Annotated in this window: 17 protein-coding genes; 15 read left to right on the forward strand and 2 right to left on the reverse strand. The window is 37.6% G+C overall.

What is annotated here, in order from left to right; all coding sequences use genetic code 11:
• The first annotated feature begins 241 nt into the window (after positions 1 to 241).
• Positions 242 to 1,696, forward strand: coding sequence for an alanine/glycine:cation symporter family protein (locus tag ACRPLQ_RS23225; protein WP_028412486.1), 1,455 nt, complete (start codon positions 242 to 244; stop codon positions 1,694 to 1,696).
• 32 nt (positions 1,697 to 1,728) lie between these two features.
• Here ACRPLQ_RS23225 and ACRPLQ_RS23230 read toward each other — a convergent pair whose 3' ends face one another.
• Entirely contained in the window at positions 1,729 to 2,784 is a 1,056-nt protein-coding gene (locus ACRPLQ_RS23230; RefSeq protein ID WP_033580721.1) for an aromatic acid exporter family protein, read from the reverse strand.
• 143 nt (positions 2,785 to 2,927) lie between these two features.
• Here ACRPLQ_RS23230 and ACRPLQ_RS23235 point away from each other — a divergent pair, with 143 nt between their 5' ends.
• The gene (locus ACRPLQ_RS23235) at positions 2,928 to 4,094 is read left to right on the forward strand and encodes a M20 family metallopeptidase (RefSeq protein WP_432236291.1); all 1,167 of its coding nucleotides are present in this window, start codon (positions 2,928 to 2,930) and stop codon (positions 4,092 to 4,094) included.
• A gap of 54 nt (positions 4,095 to 4,148) precedes the next feature.
• On the opposite strand, the gene ACRPLQ_RS23240 is transcribed toward ACRPLQ_RS23235, so the two are convergent.
• Complete coding sequence (locus ACRPLQ_RS23240) at positions 4,149 to 4,604, reverse strand: ferritin-like domain-containing protein (RefSeq protein ID WP_028412483.1); 456 nt, start codon at positions 4,602 to 4,604, stop codon at positions 4,149 to 4,151.
• A 151-nt stretch (positions 4,605 to 4,755) separates the two neighbouring features.
• On the opposite strand from ACRPLQ_RS23240, the gene corA reads away from it, so the two are divergent.
• The 13 genes from corA to essB all read left to right on the forward strand — a co-directional run bounded on the left by corA (position 4,756) and on the right by essB (position 16,726).
• Entirely contained in the window at positions 4,756 to 5,721 is a 966-nt protein-coding gene (gene corA, locus ACRPLQ_RS23245) for a magnesium/cobalt transporter CorA (RefSeq protein WP_028412482.1), read from the forward strand.
• 154 nt (positions 5,722 to 5,875) lie between these two features.
• Entirely contained in the window at positions 5,876 to 7,462 is a 1,587-nt protein-coding gene (dcuS, locus tag ACRPLQ_RS23250; protein ID WP_049166327.1) for a DcuS/MalK family sensor histidine kinase, read from the forward strand.
• Positions 7,455 to 8,180 (forward strand): response regulator, encoded by a 726-nt coding sequence (locus tag ACRPLQ_RS23255; protein WP_028412480.1) that lies wholly within the window; start codon positions 7,455 to 7,457, stop codon positions 8,178 to 8,180. Before dcuS ends, ACRPLQ_RS23255 begins: the two co-directional genes overlap by 8 nt.
• A gap of 141 nt (positions 8,181 to 8,321) precedes the next feature.
• Positions 8,322 to 8,981 (forward strand): cobalamin B12-binding domain-containing protein, encoded by a 660-nt coding sequence (locus ACRPLQ_RS23260; RefSeq protein ID WP_028412479.1) that lies wholly within the window; start codon positions 8,322 to 8,324, stop codon positions 8,979 to 8,981.
• Positions 8,968 to 9,720 (forward strand): STAS domain-containing protein, encoded by a 753-nt coding sequence (locus ACRPLQ_RS23265; protein ID WP_028412478.1) that lies wholly within the window; start codon positions 8,968 to 8,970, stop codon positions 9,718 to 9,720. The genes ACRPLQ_RS23260 and ACRPLQ_RS23265 overlap by 14 nt, the downstream gene beginning before the upstream one ends.
• A gap of 293 nt (positions 9,721 to 10,013) precedes the next feature.
• A complete protein-coding gene (locus tag ACRPLQ_RS23270) occupies positions 10,014 to 11,108 on the forward strand; it encodes an ATP-binding protein (protein WP_321201887.1) in 1,095 nt (364 codons plus the stop codon).
• 364 nt (positions 11,109 to 11,472) lie between these two features.
• Positions 11,473 to 12,678, forward strand: a complete 1,206-nt coding sequence (locus ACRPLQ_RS23275; protein ID WP_098112296.1) for a DEAD/DEAH box helicase — start codon at positions 11,473 to 11,475, stop codon at positions 12,676 to 12,678.
• 252 nt (positions 12,679 to 12,930) lie between these two features.
• Positions 12,931 to 13,248, forward strand: a complete 318-nt coding sequence (locus ACRPLQ_RS23280) for a hypothetical protein (protein ID WP_013055102.1) — start codon at positions 12,931 to 12,933, stop codon at positions 13,246 to 13,248.
• A gap of 109 nt (positions 13,249 to 13,357) precedes the next feature.
• A complete protein-coding gene (locus ACRPLQ_RS23285; protein WP_028412475.1) occupies positions 13,358 to 13,957 on the forward strand; it encodes a WXG100 family type VII secretion target in 600 nt (199 codons plus the stop codon).
• 61 nt (positions 13,958 to 14,018) lie between these two features.
• Complete coding sequence (locus ACRPLQ_RS23290; protein WP_028412474.1) at positions 14,019 to 14,411, forward strand: SseB family protein; 393 nt, start codon at positions 14,019 to 14,021, stop codon at positions 14,409 to 14,411.
• Between the two features lie 369 nt (positions 14,412 to 14,780).
• Positions 14,781 to 15,074, forward strand: coding sequence for a WXG100 family type VII secretion target (locus ACRPLQ_RS23295; RefSeq protein ID WP_028412473.1), 294 nt, complete (start codon positions 14,781 to 14,783; stop codon positions 15,072 to 15,074).
• Between the two features lie 93 nt (positions 15,075 to 15,167).
• Complete coding sequence (locus tag ACRPLQ_RS23300) at positions 15,168 to 15,407, forward strand: EsaB/YukD family protein (RefSeq protein WP_025752817.1); 240 nt, start codon at positions 15,168 to 15,170, stop codon at positions 15,405 to 15,407.
• Between the two features lie 14 nt (positions 15,408 to 15,421).
• The gene (gene essB / locus ACRPLQ_RS23305; protein ID WP_048021601.1) at positions 15,422 to 16,726 is read left to right on the forward strand and encodes a type VII secretion protein EssB; all 1,305 of its coding nucleotides are present in this window, start codon (positions 15,422 to 15,424) and stop codon (positions 16,724 to 16,726) included.

Here is a 16,726-nt window from a genome sequence, read left to right on the forward strand (position 1 = left end):
TCTAATAGAAAATAACTCCTATAGCCTATGTGTTCTTGAGAAGAAAGGTGCAGATATCTCTTTTTTGAGAGCAATAATTATGGAGTGTAAACGATTTCTTATTGGATGTTTTTGAGGGGTTTATAACTTTTTTTGTGTATTTTAACTAAAAAAAAGTTTTAATTTAGAGTTTTATTGTTAAAATTTATAATTTAACTTATAATTTAAAATAGTCTGAATCAAAAAATAAGGGGGTTATCGTTTGGAGCAATTTGTAACGAGTTTGAATAATGTGCTATGGAGCACGCCTGTTATTTATGGGTGTCTTGCGATTGGCCTGTTTTTCTCGATTTTAACAAGGTTTTTACAGGTACGACACTTAAAAGACATGGTTATGCTGATGTTTCAGGGTAAAAGCTCAGAAGCAGGAGTTTCTTCCTTCCAAGCACTGTCTTTAGCGCTGTCGGGACGAGTTGGAACAGGAAATATTGCTGGAGTTGCGACAGCTATCGCTTTTGGAGGTCCAGGGGCTGTATTTTGGATGTGGGCAGTTGCTTTTATTGGTGCTTCTAGTGCATTCATCGAATCAACACTGGCTCAAATTTATAAAGTTAAGCAAGATGGCCAATATCGAGGTGGTCCAGCGTACTACATTGAAAAAGGAACAGGTATGAAATGGTATGGCATTTTATTTGCCATTGCAGCCCTTGTTGCGATGAGTATCTTAATGCCGGGCGTTCAGTCCAATTCCATCGCGCTTGGCATCGACAATGCATTTGGTGTTAGTCCAACGGTTACAGCAGTAGGATTAGTTATTATTCTTGCTTTTATTATTTTTGGAGGCGTTAAGCGTATTGCAGGGGTAGCCCAATTCGTTGTACCTTTTATGGCACTTGGGTATATTATTTTAGCTCTTATTATTATTGCCATGAACATTTCGGAGTTGCCGGGAGTTATCGCTCTTATTTTTAAAAGTGCTTTTGCATTAGATTCTGCTTTTGGAGGAATCGTTGGTTTAGCTGTTTCTTGGGGAGTGAAGCGCGGCATTTATTCAAACGAAGCAGGACAAGGAACGGGGCCGCACGCAGCAGCTGCAGCAGAAGTTTCACACCCGGCGAAACAAGGTCTTGTACAAGCTTTTTCGGTTTATATTGATACACTGTTCGTTTGTTCAGCAACAGCGTTTATGATTTTATTCACAGGCATGTACAACACGGAAGGACCGGGAGGTTCATTTATTATTTCAAATTTACCGGGTGTAGAAGCAGGACCTGGATTTACACAAGCTGCTATTGAAACGGTGTTGCCGGGGTTTGGAGCTGGCTTCGTGGCAGTTGCCCTATTCTTTTTCGCGTTTACAACGATCATGGCTTATTATTACATTGCTGAAACAAATATTGCTTATCTAACTCGCGGAAAGAACGGGAAGTGGGCTATGTTTGCATTAAAACTTGTCCTGCTGGGAGCTACGTTCTACGGGTCAGTGAAACAAGCCTCATTAGCTTGGGCGTTAGGTGATGCAGGACTTGGTATTATGGTATGGCTAAATTTAATTGCTATCTTAATTTTAGCTAAGCCTGCGTTAGTTGCATTAAAAGACTATGAAGCTCAGAAAAAACAAGGGGTAGACCCCGTATTTGATCCTGTTAAGCTAGGAATTAAAAATGCGGACTACTGGGAGAAAGAATATAAGAAAGATGAGTCACAAGTTTCGTAAACAAGAAAATCCTCACATTTGTGAGGATTTTTTTATGAAGAAAGTGAGACAGGCGAATTGTTTAAGTTATAGCGTTCCTTCAAACGATGAATACGGTGTAGTTCTTCAAGCAGGTGATGAATCGCAAGAAGTTCGTACAGCATGGTTGTTTCTGTTGAAAAAGGCTGATCCACTCTGTTTTCTTCCTGCTTATGTGCCCAAAACCTTTGTTTTAAAGTCAAAACAAGCGTTTGATGCTGCAAAGAGCTTTTATATTGTTCATTTTGTAAGACGTTATGAAAGGAAGTGAAAGTGTCCCAAATCACTTGATGTTTTGCACTTTGCAGCTGATGAGCGGGCAAATAAATTAAATTACCAATATGGTAGACAAGCTGCCTCATAAGAGAAAGTTTCTTATATTCATAGTGGAATTTTCTCATAGCTGTACGAGTGAAATGATGAAATTTCCATTCTTTTCGCTGATACTCACAAAGCGTCTCAATTTTTTCAATTTCAGCAGAAAGCTGCTGAAATTGAAGCTTTGTTTGTTTATGACAAGCGTGTACTTGAGAAAGTTCGCTTCCTCTTTGCTGTAAGACGCTACTCATTTGTTTTGAGAGATTTTGAATTTTCCTCGTAATAATCGGTGTATAATTAGGAGGAAGAACAATGATATTTACAAGTGAAGAAGTAAGCAGCCCAATACTAGTGGTCGCTAGGCGAATTAAAAATGATATGAAATAATGGTCGTGCACAATCGTCAGCATAGCCACTCCTGTTAGCGTTGCAACGAGTGTTCCGGCATGTAAACGCAATTTATAACAGGATATAATAGTAGAAACAGCAACAAGCATATAGGTAAGCGGCGTTACGCCTAAAAGAAATGTGTAAATCATGGCAAAAGCAGCTCCAATTGCTGAAGCAGGAAAGCGAATGAACGCTTTTTTGATAGAATCCGCAGCGGTTGGTTCAATCGTAACAATGGCTGTAATAACAGCGAGCATATACGGCCAGCCAACGGACTGACAAATGAGTGCAGTCAAAAAAACGGCAATGCCTGTTTTAATAATACGACCGCCTAAAAAATTAAATTTTTTTACGTTAATCATTATGCATACCTTCTTTAAAACAGTTAGTAGTTTAATTATAAGGCATATTAAGGTGATAGGAAAACACGTCTTAAAAACTAGCTTTCAAAAAACGAATAAATATACTATAATTTGTTTAAATATTTAAAAGAGGAGTACAACTAATGAAACAATTAATAAATGAAACAATTAATAAATTACAGGATAGATTTTATGATGTAAGCAAATATATTGGACAAAATCCTGAGCTTGGCCATGAAGAATTTAAGGCTTGCAAAGCATTAACAGATGTTTTAAAAGAACAAGGGTTCACAGTTGAAATTGGTACATGTGACTTGCCAACGGCTTTTACCGCTGTTTATGACAGTCAAAAGCCAGGTCCATCGATTGGGTTTATGGCAGAGTACGATGCTTTGCCGGATCTCGGACACGCATGCGGACATAACTTAATTGGAACCATGTCAATTGCCGCTGGTATTGGTCTGAGTAAAGCAGTCGCAAAAACGGGCGGTAAAATATACGTATACGGAACGCCTGCAGAGGAAACACGAGGCGGCAAAGTAACGATGGCTGAACAAGGTATTTTTAATCATTTAGACGTAGCTATGATGGTGCACCCTTATCACTGTCATCAAAAAAGCGGGCGTTCTCTTGCGATGGATGCGATTCAGTTTGAGTTCTTCGGAAAATCTGCACATGCTGCCGCTGCCCCTCATGAAGGAATCAATGCACTAGACGGTGTATTACAAACGTTCAATAGCATTAATGCGCTTCGCCAGCATGTAAAGCCGGATGTACGTATTCATGGAGTGATTACAGAGGGTGGCAAGGCGGCCAACGTTGTACCGGATTATGCAGTAGCACAATTTTATGTTCGCGCTTCAACTCGTGCATATGTAGATGAAGTAACAGATAAGGTGAAGGCATGTGCACATGGTGCTGCTTTAGCGACAGGAACAAAATTAAAAATCTCAAACTATGAGTTTTCTTATGATGATATGCAAACGAATCAAACATTATCCGACGTCTATACAAATAATCTCATCTCATTAGGTGTGAGCGAGCAAAGCATTACGGAAGACCAAGGCGATCATGGATCTTTAGATATGGGGAATGTGAGTCAGGTTGTTCCGGCTATTCATCCGTATATTCAAATTTGTGATGATTATTTTGTTTGTCATACGCACGAATTTAGAGAAGCAGCTTTAAGTGAGCAAGGAAGAGAAGCAATGATACTTGGTGCAAAAACAATGGCATTAACAGGGTATGACGTATTAACCAATCAAACGCTGCTCCAAAAAATTAAAGAAGAATTTAATGCTACAAAGTAAGAGATAATAATAAAACCATACTAAATAATACGCTTGCAGTGGCAAGCGTATTATTTAGTATGAGAAGTGGGACTGAATGGTTCGAAAAATTTGACCGTGGCGCTGTTCATCGCTCGCAGCTCGAACAATGCGGCTTTGAATTCGAGCATTTGTGATTCTTCTAGCGATTGATTGATAAAATGGAACGGTTTCTACTTCATCTTTAATGGATTCAGAGACCCCTTCTTGAAAAGTATTTGGCAGTTTTATGTTTAATGAAATCTGTGGGTAGCTGCCTGATAAATCATAATAGGCTTTAGAAAACCAGTCAAAGTGTTTAATTTCATCCTGCCGAATACCTAATATAGCTTGTTGAAACTGATCATTAGGAGCCAGCTCTGCTAGGCGTGTATAGTAGTGAATAGCGGAAAACTCATCGTTTACAGCTTTGTTTATATCTCTTAAAAGCTGTTCGTCTAGTCTTGTATCATCTTCCCAATATTCTTCATGCCGGGAGTAAAATTCATACATATGGATATACCTCCTCACCGTTTTGTTCTCTTGTCGTCACCATCATCGTATGTATAGACAAGAAAAGGCGTACATTAAAAGAAAAAAGTTTAACAAAATGGTAAAAAGGGTATGTGCAGAGAATAGTATCAAAAAAGACAGAGGTTATCTTATGATTAAAATTGTAGCTAAAACCAAAGAAGGAGCTATTAAAGAGATAGAAATGAATGAGATTCGTTCAAGCCATGACTTTCAATGGTATTGGGTTGATTTTTACAATCCCACCGAGGAAGAAAAAAAGCAGCTTGAACAATTTAATTTTCATCCTTTAGCAGTTGAGGACTGTTTGAATCAAGGTCAGCGGGCTAAATTTGAGTTGTATGATGAGCATTATTTTTTAGTGTATTATGCACTTCATAAAGAAGAGCTTGAGCACTTAGAAGTATCTGCATTTGTGGGGGATAACTTTTTAGTCACTTACCACTTGGACAAGCTAACGAGCGTGGCTAGAGTGTGGGAGCTTATCAAAAAAGACCCTGAGGCTACCGAAGATGGAACATGGGATATCATGTATGAACTCTTAGATCATACCGTTGATGAATACTTCCCTGTGCTTTATAAATTTGAAGATCACATAGACGACATTGAAGACAATGCAAAAGACGAACCTATGGATGAACTAATGAGGCAGCTTTATGACATCCGAAGTGATTTGTCACGAATGCGCCGGATTTTAAACCCCATGAGAGATTTAATGTATCGTATTATGTCAACCAATGCGTTAAAAGCAAAAGAGCAGGTTCGCTATTTTAATGATATTTATGACCACCTATTAAATATGATTGAAATTATGCAAGCAAGCAGGGATTTGTCAAATGATATTCGAGAAAGCTTTATGTCCATCAACTCGGATCGTATGAATTCAATCATGTTTACGCTAACGCTGATGTCAGCTATTTTCTTACCGTTGACGTTTATTGCTGGCCTCTATGGCATGAACTTTTCATATATGCCGGAACTGACGGGGAAATATAATTATTTTATTGTACTGGGCATTATGATTGGGCTTGTAGGCGTAATGGTCTTTGCCTTTTATAAAATGGGATGGTTCAAATATCGAAAAGGACCTAAACTATAAAGTAGATTGTTAACCTTCCTGTATAAATGTTCATCAACTCAGTAAAAATGAAATTAAATAAGCGAAGATCTTATCTGCCTCTAGATAAGATCTTTTTCTTGTGCTATAAACAAGGAAAGCAGGGAAGCGAGGGAAGAATGTGAAACACGGAAGAATGGGGCTGCGAAGCATCACGGTGCTGCTTGTATGCATGGTGGTAATTCTATCGCTATTGTTAACGGATTTATTAGTTAGCAGTTCAATTGGAAAAAACATCCGAGATCAACAGGCTGAAAAAGCTCGGACTATTGCTACAATTATTTCAGAATCAACGAACGTGAAAAAAGGACTAGAGACAAAAACACCTCAGTCAATTCAGGAATTTACTGAACGAATTCGTAAAAAATCAAGCGTCTTGTTTATCGTTGTTATAGATATGAATGGAATCCGCCAATCTCACCCAGATCCTAAAAAGATAGGAAAGAGGTTTGCCGGAGGCGATGAGCAAAAATCATTGCACGGGAAATCTTATGTATCTGTATCAAAAGGAACGCTTGATAAATCTCTGCGCGCTTTTGCACCCATTTATAATGAAAAAAATCAACAAATTGGCGCAGTGGCTGTGGGGATTTCTTTGAATAATGTAAATGAAGCGATTAGAGATGGGCATCGTCGAATTGTTTTAGGTTCATTAATTGGCCTACTTGTAGGCGTTCTTGGTGCTATTTTATTAGCGAATTACATAAAGAAAATTTTATTTGGCTTGGAACCTTCTGAAATTGCTAAAATTCTAGAAGAGAGAAGCACCATGCTGCAGTCGGTTCGTGAAGGAGTGATAGCTGTTGATAAAGAAGGTAATATTACACTTGCTAATCGTTCTGCACGCCGTTTATTTGTTAAAGCAGGGTTAGCACCAGAGCCAATCGGTTTGTCTATTCGAGAATATATGCCCACCTCCAGATTGGACGACGTTTTGTCTACGGGGGAATCTCATTATGATGAAGAGCAAGTCATAAATGGAGTAGCCATTGTAGTTAATAGGGTTCCGCTAGTGGTAAACGAAGAGATTGTAGGAGCACTTTCTACGTTTCGGGATAAAACAGAAGTTAATATCTTAGCAGAACAGCTAACAGGTGTTAAAATGTATGTGGAAGCGCTTCGAGCACAATCGCATGAATTTATGAATAAACTTCATGTGATTTTAGGAATGGTGCAGATGAATTATTATGATGAGCTAAAAACGTATATTCATCAGCTTGTTAATCATCGTGTCGATGAATCTAGTTCAGTGACTAAATCTATTAAAGATCATGCGTTGGCAGGGTTTCTCATGGGCAAAATGAGTTATGCTAGAGAGGAAAGCGTAGAACTGACGTTTTCCGCTGATGAAGTTATTCCAGAACCTTCAGATCCACACGTTACTCATCATCTCATTACCATTATTGGAAATTTAATTGATAATGCAATTGATTCAGTTTGTCATCAAGCCTCTAAAAAAGTGTCCGTTATGCTTGTGTATAAAAACAATAAGCTTACGATTCAAGTTACGGATACAGGCTGCGGCATTCCTTCCGATACAATGAATCAGATTTTCAAGAAAGGCTTTTCTACAAAAGGAACGAGCAGAGGGTTTGGGCTGCATTTAGTGAAGCAAACGATTGATGAACTAGGTGGCCAAATCGTTATTGACTCATTTATAAATAGCGGTACCACATTCTATATTGATATTCCGTACGAAACAAGGAGAGATCAAGTTGATTAAAGTATTAATTGTTGAAGATGACCCAATGGTTGCTCAGTTTAATCAAAAGTACATTGAAGAGATAGAGGGGTTTACAGTGGTCGCTGTTGCTCATTCGGGTCATGAAGCCTTAGTGAAGGTAAATGAATATCAAGTTGATTTAGTACTGCTTGATATCTTTATGCCTGGGCAAAATGGTTTGAGAGTTTTACAAGAGATTCGAACAAAGCAAGAGGAAATAGACGTCATTTTTATCACCGCTGCTTCGGATGCCCAAACGATTCAGCAAGCTTTACGCTATGGAGCGATTGATTATTTGATTAAGCCTTTTACATTTGAACGCTTTTATCAAGCACTTTCGGCTTATAAACAAACATTTCGTACGTTAAAACAGCAACCTCAGCTTAATCAACAGGAATTAGACGGGCTGCTGTCTAATAAAAAAATAAAAGAAGCTCCGGTAGAGCCGTTGCCTAAGGGTCTAACGACAGGAACATTAGAAGTCATCGTAGAAGCCATTGTGCATCTTAAAGATCACCCTTTTTCGACCGATGATGTGGCTGAAAAAACGGGAATTTCAAGAGTGTCTATTCGAAAATATTTAAAATTTCTAACAGATATAGGTCTTCTTGGAGAAAGAATGACTTACGGCACAATAGGACGTCCTGTGTATGCGTACTTATACAATGAACAAAACCGTCACTTGCTGCATCACTATCTCGTTGACTTTGAAAAATAAAAAGATTTACCTGTCAGAGACGTCCGGTGCTATTTTGTCGGTGTGAGAATATTTTACTGTAGAGTGCCGGTGAGTTAAGTGGTATGGTTGATAATAACAAAGAAAAAAAACAAGTCGTTTGACTGAAAAAGAGGTGGTTTCTTGATTGAAAGCATAGAACGCTTGACTGAATTACTGTTATCAGGGAATCAAGATGAAGCTTGGAATATTGTGTGGAAAAAAAGACAGCAGGGTTTCGATACATTTTATATTTTTCAGCAATTCATTTCAGTGTCAATGGCTCAAATCGGTATGATGTGGGAAGAAGATGAAATTTCAGTGGCTGATGAACATTTAGCTACTACTACCTGTGACTATGTTTTGTCACGCTATCAATTGTGTATAAGACAAGAAGTTATTAAAAGTGAAAAAAAAGGTCTGTTTTTGTGTATAGAAAATGAACAGCATTTTTTAGGTTTAAAAATGATTTCCATTCTCTTTGAAGAGCACGGATGGCAGACGAAACTTTTAGGAGCAGATTCTCCGCTTTTACATGCAACGCACGCTGTTGAACAATGGAAACCTGATTTAGTAGGAATCTCGTTCAGTTTAACTCATCATATAGAAAAAGCAAACGAATATATAGAAGGATTAAAAAAGACAAAACATCAGCCGCTTATTTTAGTTGGAGGCCGAGTAGTTTCAAACTATAAGTTTCCTCTTGTTCAAACAAATCAAGTTCGATTTATTGCACAGCTAGAGGAGTTGAAAGAGCTTTTTCATTATCAATCAATTAGGGGGATTAAGGTTGTCGACTATTAAATATGCTCCGCTTCCTGCTTTTATTATGGATGAGGAAATGAATATTCTAGCGCAATCTGATGAAGCAGCCGCTTTATTCGGAGAGGTTCAACATTTTTTAGAAATTGTTGATGAAGATAGTCAGAACAAAGCTAGAAAACGATTAGGAAAGAAGGAAAAAATAAAAACAGAATTAGTCATGCATTCGCGTAAATCTAAGATGTCTCTTTATACCGTGAATTGCAAATGGGAGCAAGATAAGGCGCATGTAATATGTGTAGAGGAAGATTCTCAAATTAGAATTCTCTCAGAAAAAATCGAACAGCATACAGCGCGTTTATCTGAAACAGACTTAGAACTGCTGCTGCAAAAAGAACGATTAGAAAAGGCCATGAACCGAGTTATAGAGCTGTCGGGACCGTTTATTCATTTATCGAACAACATGGTGCTTATACCTCTGTTTGGCGATTTATTTGAGGAAGTCATCATGAAAAATGAACATCGGCTGCTCAGACAAATAGATGAGGAAACGGTTGATCGAGTTATCATTGATTTTAATGGAATCGGTCAAATTGATGAACGAGGTGTTGCAGCCCTAGAACATTTAATATGGGAATTTCAGCTAATGGGCGTACAGATTTATTTAACAGGTGTGACACCCGATCACAGTCAATGGCTTCACCAGTATCATTTTCAAGCAAATGTAAAATCTATTAGTAACCTAGGTCAGGCCATTCATCAATTTTTTACAACGGCATGAAATGGCTACAAAAAGTGAACACTTCATATAAAGGCAATAAGACAGGGGATCAATACGGATAAACAGGTGATTAAAATTTGGTGAAACACGCGCGTAAAGTAGCTTTAAGAATTTCAATTATATATATCATTATTGGCGCTGTATGGATCTTGATATCTGATAATATATCTAGAACATTAGCGCAAGGTCGTTTTGAAGTATATATTTTTTTTCAACAATACAAAGGTTGGTTTTTTATTTTAGCTACGGGTATTATTTTGTATGGGTTGGTATATAGGAGAGCTTATAAACTAGTGGAGTCCCAGCAAGAGCTCGTAGTGAAAGAACACGAACTTCAAACGAGCAATCAGCACTATCAATCTTTGTTCAAACATAACCCTGATGGTGTTTTTGAAATAAGTAAAACGGGTGAAGTACTTCTTGCTAACCCGGAAGGTGAAGCAATCGTTGGATACTCCAGTGAAGAACTGCAAAAGATGAAACCTTCAGCTCTTATCGCAGCTGAAGAGTTTGATATGTGTAAAGAGTATTTTAAAGAAGTGCTGAATGGAAAAGGTGCTAAGTTCGAAATGAATGTGATCAATAGAAAGCGAGAAAGACGGTTGCTTAGGTGTTCTTTGCTTCCCATTATTGTTCATAAGCAGGTAGTAGGTGTATTTATGATTGCACGCGATATTACTACATACCGCCAAGATGAAGAGCTTATGATAACCTCGGAAAAAATGTCGGTTATTGGACAAATGGCAGGTGCCGTAGCACATGAAATTAGAAACCCCCTTACTTCTTTAAAAGGTTTTGTACAGGTTATGCAAGCCTCTAAGGAAACAAATGACACATATTTAGATATCATGATGTCTGAAATCGACCGCATCAACTTAATCTCCAGTGAAATGCTCATTCTTGGAAAAAAGCAGCATGTATCTTTTGAAAAGACCAATTTATGCGAGATTTTAAAACAAGTTATTACGCTAATGGAAGCGCAGGCCAATTTAAATAATGTTTCTATTTTATTGAAAGAAACAGCAAAAAGGCCTATTAATGTTTCGGCTGATGCAAATCAGTTGAAACAAGTGTTCATCAATGTGATCAAAAACGGTGTAGAAGCTATTATTGAGAAAGGCCATATTACAATAACAGTTGAAGAAAAAGATACACGAGCATTGATTCACTTCGAAGACAATGGAATCGGAATGAGTCAAGAGAGGATTGAACAAGTAGGGACGCCGTTTTATTCTACAAAAGAAGCTGGAACGGGCTTAGGGCTGGCCGTGTGTTACAAAATCATGGAGCGTCATCAAGGTACCATGCATTTTAAAAGCGGTAAAGGAAAAGGGACAACGGTTACTATTGATATGCCAATTACAGAACGAAACAGCCGCCTTTCGTAGTTCAGAGAGGCGGTTGTTTTCTTGAAAAAGAGGAAGTAAGCAGCTGAGCCCTTTGCGTCCGGATCCATATAGGACATAAAACCTCCTTCTTATACAAGTTTTCGTCCATAATAAAGAGGATCATATTGTTTTCTATAGAAGCAATAGTGTATCATAGTTGAAGCTATGTATATCGATGTAGAAAAGTTAAGGCAACAATCGACTTTTCTACTGACGGATTGACAGGGTCCCTTGGGATAAGGAAGGTTTATTTATAAATAGAAATTAAGGTCAGTATTAACGCACATGGCCACTGATACATTCGTTTAATTGAAATAAAAAAATCGTTTATAATATCGAGAAAAGCATGGAAAAGGAGATAGATATGAGTCAGTTTATAGAGACTTTACAGCCTTTTTTACAAGAGGCGTGGAAAAAAGCAGGGTTCAATGAGCCTACTGCCATTCAAACGAAAGCTATTTCAGAGATTTTAGCTAATAAAGATGTAATAGGAGAATCCCCAACGGGAACAGGAAAGACACTGGCATATTTGTTGCCTGTCTTACATCGCATTCAGCCGGGACCATCTCATGTTCAAGCGGTTATTTTAGCATCTTCCCATGAATTAGTTATGCAAATTCATGGTGAAATTCAAACTTGGTCGCAGGGAAGCGGTATTTCAAGCGCTGCGTTTATTGGCGGAGCAAATATGAAACGGCAATTAGAAAAACTCAAAAAGCGCCCTAATATCATTGTTGGTACCCCAGGACGTTTGAACGAATTAATTAAAATGAAGAAATTAAAAATGCACGAAGTCAAAACAATTGTGATTGATGAAGCGGATCAATTGTTTGTACCTGAGCATGTTCAAACGGTTCAACAGATTGTAAAAATGGCGTTAAGTGATCGTCAAATCCTAATCTTCTCAGCTACTGTATCAGAACGTACCAAATCGCTAGCGAAAGACATGATGAACCAGCCTCTTGAAATAGAGGTAGGAAGAGATGAACTCCCAGCTTCGAAGGTAGAGCATGTATACATCAAAAGTGAAGCTAGAGATAAAGTGGACGTGCTTAGAAAACTAGTTCGTCAAGAACAAATGAAAGCTTTAGCCTTTTTTAAAGGGATTGATACTCTGATCGAGTTTGAAGAAAAATTAACATTTAAGCGTGTAGAAGCAGGCTCTTTACACAGTGAAACGAAAAAAGAAGATCGTGCTACGACGATTAAAGGTTTTCGAAAAGGAGATTTCCCTGTCTTATTAGCAACGGATGTCGCAGCTAGAGGATTAGACATTAAGGGATTGACGCATGTAATTCATATCGATGTTCCTCAAGATGCAGATCAATACGTACATCGCTCAGGTAGAACAGGCAGATCGGGAGCAGAAGGTACAGTCATTTCTCTTGTCACTGAACGAGAAGAGCGAAATTTAAAACAAATCGCACGTGAACTTCAACTTTCATTAGCGAAAAAAGAGCTTTATATGGGCGAAATCGTCGATGAAGGTACAAAAGAGCAGTCCCGTACAGCTAAAAAACCTTCAAAAAAGCCATTTAACAAGAAAAAGAAACAAAAAGGTCGGATGTAAACTAGGTATTCTTCCTTTTTATAACAGCAGTGTCACAACCTAAAAAGCAACGTCTACTGCTTTATTACAGCAGCCTGGCGTTGTTTATTTTCTCTATTTCCCCTGTATAAATAAGTAAAAAAAGAGAAATGTAGATATTTTTTCCTAGGTATGAAAATAGTTTGAATGATGGATTTTGTTTTTTGTAACCTTATTTTAACATTACTTTAAGAGACTTCTAATAAAAGAGGAAGAAGGACGTGGGGACATTTTATGGATGCAATTGATGATCTCTTTGACGACATAGAGCGAAGAAGAAAAAGCAAAGAATATAGTCGAGATGCAGATCAATTAGAATCATATTTACATGAAGTTCAACGTATCATGGAATTTCTTGAAGAAGGTATCTATCTGTTTCAAAATTCGCACCAACAATATGCGTCAGATTGGTCAGGGCGTTCTAAGAGCTCATATGAGGATATTTATAATGATATTACGCAATCCACTTTTCATCTGTACGACGTAAGGGATGAATTGTTTCAAACTTTACGCTTAGAAATTTCACGATTAAGAGAGCTAGCATCGGCGTAATAAATAACATTATCGACTCACTCTTTTAGAAAGTGAGTCTTTCCGTATAGGCTTAAAAAATGTTTGGATGATGACTGAAGGCTTACAAGAGATAGGGGGACGGACATACATGGAGATAAAAGTAAATCCAGAGGTGCTGCAGACATTTGCAGAGCGAATTCAACAGTCTCATTCACAGACGGCTGATGCACTTCAAAAACTAAGCTGGGAAGCTACAAATCTACATTTCTTGTCTGTTGCAGATATTGATAAAGTGCTGGACTTGCAGGAAGAGTTACAGCATATGATTCGCAAACTTGATTCGCTAACGGAAAATGCACATTTATTAGTAAAAGACACTGCGGAGCAAATGAGAAAAGCAGATGGAGAGCTAGAAGGCTCTTCAGGCTGGACGGAGTTTTGGTCGAGCGTATGGAGCGATGGGAGCGCCCATTCGCAAGATACGTGGAATGACATAAAGAACTTAAAAGAATGGAACACGTATGACAATATGCATAGAACGATTGAAAAACCTCTAGGTACTCTTAATGTTATGTGGAATTCGCTTTCTATGTCTTGGGAAGAAAAAGTAGTGAATGGTTCTACATGCAGTCGAACGGAATTTTTCACTTATGGGGTTATTCAAATGGGATTGGGCATTTTAAGTCAGGAGATGAATCCTTCAAACATTATGTTTAGTGACAGCACAGAGGAAGTGAAGAGAGAATGAATGAAGTATATGATGGCGCTGGAAGTGAAATGGTACAGTTCCTTACAGGGTTGTCTCAGCAATGAAGTATACATTTAATTTATTAGAAAAATCGTTAATTGAAGCAATGAAAGATAATAAAAAAATTGCTCAATTTTATAAAACTTTAATGAATAGCAATTTATGGCTAGTTGTTAGCTCAGAACATGTAGCATCAGATATATTAATTGCAGAGCACTACGTTCAGACGATGAAAAGTGCAGCGTATCGATATTTACCTGTTTTTTCGTCAAAATATCCGATTGAACAGATGCTAAAAGATGAAAAGACCGTATGTGTATCATTTAAGGATATGCTGCCTGTATTAAATGAAGAAATAGCCATATTACTTAATCCTGACACGCCTCTCTCAAAATTATTCATCCCGGAAGAAATAAGAATGTTAAAAGAAGATAAAAATTATTTTAAGCAGTAGCCAAGGCGATAACAAGCACATGTCCTTTTTTCAAGCATGTCTGAATCTTAAATAAATAGGATATATATAGGCAGGGCCTTAAACAGGCTGCTGCTTTTTTATTACTAGTAAATAGTTCTATAGATAATAAATAGAAATGTAATTTAATAGTCTTATAGTTTTTATTTTCCTTTAAATAGGTACCTATAGATTAGATGGAAAAGGTTTAAATGAGAACAAAATCTTGGTTTTTTAGGTTTTATTTGCATTTTTTAGGGGTATTTGTAGATACATATTCTCATTTTTGGAGGCTTTTGCAAGTAACCTTTGACCTTATCACTAGAGTTTCTTACAATAATAGTAAATATATAAACCGAAGGAGAGATATGTATGTCAGGAATTATTCGCGTAACACCAGCAGAGCTTCGCGACATGTCAGGTCGCTATACTAACGAAAGCGGTCAAGTTCAAGAACTAGTAAGCCGTCTTGATACAATGAAAAATCAACTTCAAGATATGTGGGAAGGTGCTTCAAGCGAAGCGTTTGCTGCTCAATACGAAGAATTAAAACCTTCTTTCGTTGAAATGTCTAACCTACTTACAAAAATTGCTAAGCAATTAGACGACTCTGCAAATGTTCTTGAAGATACAGATAACCAAATCGCTAGCCAAATCCGCGGTTAACTTCATCTAATAATCTAAGTGAAGTAATAAAAGGAGCGCCCCATTCTCAAAAGATGAAGGCGCTTTTTCTATGTTTTGAGGTGATGAAACCCTATGTATATAGAAGTAACAGTAGACTTAAAGCACTATACAGGTGATCGGTTCGATTTGCGACTATCAAACTATCATTCAATCAAAAAAGTAGTCGAGATCGTTTGGCAAGCTAAAAAGATTACTCAATCACCAAAGGACGGTGCGTGGATACGTGTTTCAAATAAAAATCTTATTTTCTCGGGAAATGAGACGATGATTAACTGCGGAATTACCACAGGTGATTGTATCGAAATTCTCTAAAGGAGTCTATTAGAATGTCAGAGAAGAAACCGACTTACTTAGAAGAGCAGCTCGAAGCTGTAATGACACGTCATAATAATGAATATACATTTGTTTTTCAAAAAGAAAAAATTCGACTTGATCGTTCTGTTGAAATTGAAATGTTAAAGGATGTAAACACGGCTTTTCAAAAAGAAATCATGATGAGCGATGATGAACTTAAAATAACAATTAAGCCTACCTCTGAATTTCAACCTTTTACAGCATTAAGGGGAAAAGAAGAACAGCAAAAGTGGCTGTTTGCAGATCAGCTTATCAAAAAGGTAAAGCAGCATTCTTTTTCAAGGCTGCATTTGTTGATTTGTCCAGAAAATATCATTTTTGATAAAAGTTTAAGTCCTGCTTTTTTACATTATGGAGTGAAAGAAAGTTTACCTCCTTATGAGCCTAACGAGGAACAAAGCTTTCAGGAGTTAAAGGCTACGATAGCGGCGGCCGTTGACTCATCGCATACATTTGAACAGTATTTTAAGTTATACGAGACCTTGCAATTAAAAGAAGACGCTAAAAAAATAATGCATATCAGCAATGAGGAAGAGTTGAGTCAATTTGTTCAGCATAAGCTAACCCAAATTGAAAAACATCAAAAGACACTTGTTCAACTTCCTCAAAAACGCTGGACCATTTTTAAGTTTTCATCTGTCGGTATACTTGTCTTATTAATTCCAGCTCTTATTTATACTTTTTATTCTTATTTTTTTGCTCAGCCGAAACAAGAAGCATTTGTAGAAAGCAACGAATACTTTCTTGAAAAAAACTACAGCAAAGTAGTCGACACACTTGAAGATTACGATATTGAAAGTATGCCTAAAATTGTGCAATACGAAATAGCAACCTCCTATCTTGTTAATGAAAAGTTGGGAGAGGAGCAAAAGGCAAATGCTTTAAAGACTATTACGCTTCAGTCAGATCCTCAGTACTTTGCCTATTGGTTTTACATTGGCCGAGGAGACAACAAAAAAGCTTTAGAAGTGAGCAGGTTGTTAGAAGAACGTTCGTTAATTATCTATGCATTAATGAAATACGAAGGTCAGCTAAAGACAGACAACGATTTAGCGGCTGATAAAAAGCAAGAAGAGCTTGATAAAGTAGCGAATGAACTGGAAGAATTCAAGAAAGAAAATGATCAGCAAGAAGCGGAAGCAGCCAAGCAGCAAGAAGAGAAACAGGCTGAGGAAGCACAGGCGGCCAAGCAGCAGGAAGAAGAACAGAAAGCTGCAGAAGCCGAGAAAAAGAAACAAGAAGAGCAGAAAAAACAGCAGGAAGATCAATCGAAGTAG

The sequence above is a fragment of the Priestia sp. TRN 1309 genome, assembly GCF_050846875.1.
Lineage (GTDB): Bacteria > Bacillota > Bacilli > Bacillales > Bacillaceae_H > Priestia > Priestia zanthoxyli.